The sequence below is a fragment of the Bellilinea sp. genome (assembly GCF_034432615.1).
Classification (GTDB): Bacteria; Chloroflexota; Anaerolineae; order Anaerolineales; family Anaerolineaceae; genus Bellilinea.
This window is the reverse complement of the sequence record NZ_DAOUBL010000203.1, coordinates 1-3,076: the sequence shown is the minus strand read 5'-3', so window position 1 is coordinate 3,076 and position 3,076 is coordinate 1. Positions and strand designations below refer to the sequence as shown.

At 65.0% G+C, this 3,076-nt stretch carries 3 protein-coding genes; all 3 read left to right on the top strand.

Translation table 11 applies throughout. The annotated features are described in order from the left end of the window. On the top strand, positions 1-946 hold a 946-nt coding region (locus VAE48_RS09260), incomplete at its 5' end, for a G5 domain-containing protein (protein ID WP_322793043.1). Continuing rightward, on the top strand, positions 931-1,785 hold the full coding sequence (gene rsmA / locus VAE48_RS09255) for a 16S rRNA (adenine(1518)-N(6)/adenine(1519)-N(6))-dimethyltransferase RsmA (protein ID WP_322793042.1): 855 nt from the start codon (positions 931-933) through the stop codon (positions 1,783-1,785). The genes VAE48_RS09260 and rsmA, both read left to right, overlap by 16 nt. Before the next feature lie 121 nt (positions 1,786-1,906). Beyond that, positions 1,907-3,076, top strand: a 1,170-nt coding sequence (locus tag VAE48_RS09250; protein WP_322793041.1) for a cytochrome D1 domain-containing protein, incomplete at its 3' end; no start/stop codon positions are given.

Genomic DNA, 3,076 nt, shown 5'->3' with positions numbered 1-3,076 from the left:
GGCAACTCCGCTGGAAGTCATCCTGGACGGTCAGCGCCTGCAGCTGATCTCCGCCCGGCCGACCCTGCTGGGGGCGCTGAGCGAGGCCGGCATTCGCCTGCGGGCAGCCGACCGCCTCTCACTGCCGGCGGATACCCCGCTGACCGGCCGCCCGCTGCAGGTGGAGATTGAACCGGCCCGCACCGTACAAATCATTGCCGACGGCAAAACCCACACCTTCCCGGTCAATGCCCAAACGGTGGGCGAAGCCCTGGCGCAGGCCGATCTTCCCCTCCAGAATCAGGATTACAGCATCCCGGCTGAAGATCAGCCCATCCCCGAGGATCGCATCATCCGCGTGGTGCGCGTGCGCGAAGAAGTGCTGCTGGAGCAAAAACCGATTCCCTTCAAGTCCACCTACCAGCCCGACCCGAATACCGAACTGGACCAGCGTTCGGTGGTCAAGGCGGGTGAACTGGGGGTGGAAGTTTCCCGCGTGCGGGTGCGCTACGAGGACGGGGTGGAGGTCAGCCGCCAGAGCGAGGCAAACTGGGTGGCAAAAGAACCGGTGGATCAGGTGCTGGGCTACGGCACCCAGGTGGTGGTGCGCACCCTCGAAACGCCGGAAGGGACGCTGGAATACTGGCGCAAGGTGACCGCCTTTGCCACCTCGTATCATCCCTGCGGGTTCAAGGCGGGCTGTTCCTACGCCACCGCCAGCGGGGCGACTTTACAAAAAGGCATTGTCGCCGTCACGCGCGCCTGGTATTCGTGGATGCGCGGACAGCGGGTGTACATTCCCGGCTACGGTTCGGCAGTGGTTGCCGATACCGGCGGGGGTTACCCCGACGGACGCAACTGGATTGACCTGGGCTACTCGGACGCCGATTACGTCCCGTGGGCCAGTTATGTCGAAATCTATTTTCTCACCCCGGTGCCGGCGAATATCCCATGGCTGCTGCCCTGAACCCCGCCCCGCTGGATGTGCCGCGCCTGCTGCGCGAACACGGCCTGACCCCGCGCAAGGGGCTGGGGCAGAACTTTCTGGTGGACAGCGCCGCCCTGCGCAAACTGACCGAAGCCGCCGAAATTCCGCCGCAGGCGGTGGTGCTGGAAATTGGGGCAGGGGTGGGCAGCCTGACGGTCTGGCTGGCGGCGGCGGCGCGCAAGGTGGTGGCAGTTGAACTGGACGCCCATCTGATTCCGCTGCTGCGCCAGACGCTGGCGGGACTGGACAATGTGACGCTGGTCGAGGGGGATATCCTTGCCCTGCGGCTTTCGGACTGGATTCAGGAAGAGGGCTATCTGGTGGTTGCCAACATCCCGTATTACATCACCTCCGCCATCATCCGCCACCTGCTGGAACACCGCCCGCGCCCGGCGCGCATGGTGCTGACCATGCAGCGCGAGGTAGCCGAGCGGATTTGCGCGCCGCCGGGTGAGCTGAGCCTGCTGGCGCTTTCGGTGCAGGTCTATGGACGGCCGCAGCCGGTGCTGCGCATCCCGGCCGGGGCCTTCTACCCCCCGCCGCAGGTCGATTCGGTTTCGCTGCGGGTGGATTTGTACCCTGAACCGCTCATCCCGCCGGCTTTGTTGAACGATTTTTTCCGGCTGGCGAAGGCGGGTTTTGCCCAAAAGCGCAAAACCCTGCGCAACAGCCTTTCAGCCGGGCTGGGCATCCCGCCGGCCGAGGCGGCCGCTCTGCTGCAAACCGCCGGCATTGACCCGCAGCGGCGCGCCGAAACGCTCGCCATTTCGGAATGGGAGCAGTTGAGCCGGGTGTGGGCGCAGCAGCGCGGCGGCTAAACGGGCTGCCGGCTGCGGTTTTTGCGCCAGCGCAAAGAACTTTGCCCTCCCCAAATGGATAATGGAATCACCCCGCCTGTCATGGCGGGACATGTCCCTGTATCTCCAAAGGAGGTGAACTGTGAGACGCCATGGATTGTGGATGATGGTGAGCGTCCTTTTCCTGCTGGCGGGTCTGGCCGCCTGTACTGCTGCGCCGACCACGCCAGCGCCGGTCCCCACCCAACCGCCGCTCCCGTCGGTGAGCGGTGAAACGCCGCAAGCGCTGGATGCACCCGCGCTGCTTCAAAAAGGCGGCTGTGGGGCCTGTCATGTCATCCCCGGTGTGCCGGGCGCGGTGGGTGTCATCGGCCCCGACCTTTCCCAAATTGGACTGACGGCCGCCGAACGGGTTGAGGATGCCGCTTACACCGGCACGGCAAAAACCGCGCTGGATTATCTGCACGAGTCGATTGTGAACCCGGATGTCTTTCTGGCGCCGGACTGCAACGGCGCGCCCTGCCAGAAAGGGTTGATGACACCCGCTCTGGCGGCGCAGTTCAACGAGGCTGAATTGAACGCCATTGTGGAATACCTTGCCAGCCTGAAGGGTGAAACCCCGCCGACCGGTGGGGTGGAAGCCACCCCGCCGGTGGAGGTTGGAGAGGCACCCGCCCTGACCGCCGAGGAATTTGAGCAGGCGCGCCAGATCTTCTTCGACCGCTGCGCCGGCTGCCATGGGGTGCTGCGCAACGGCGCCACCGGCCCGGCGCTGACCCCCGATAAAACCCTGCCCAAAGGCACGCTGGCGCTGGCGTCCATCATTTTCAACGGCACGCCGCGCGGCATGCCCGACTGGGGCAAGCAGGGTGTGTTGACCGCCGAACAGGCCGAACTGATGGCAAAGTACATCCAGAACGAGCCGCCCGCCCCGCCGGAAATGTCCATGGAGCAGATGCGCGGATTCTGGAAGGTGCTGGTTGCCCCCGAAGACCGTCCGAGCGAGCCGCAGCACACCCGCAACTGGGAGAACTTCTTTGTCGTCACCCTGCGGGATGCCGGTCAGGTGGCGGTGATTGATGGGGATACCTACGAGGTGGTAGCCACGCTCAACACTGGTTATGCGGTGCACATTTCGCGCATGTCGGCCACCGGCCGGTATGTGTACACCATCGGGCGCGACGGCAAAACCGCGCTGATTGACCTGTGGAGCAACCCGCCGGCGGTGGTTGCCGAGGTGAAGACCTGCTACGACGCCCGCTCGGTGGAGGTGAGCAAGTACAACGGCCCGGAAGGCGATTTTACCGACCGC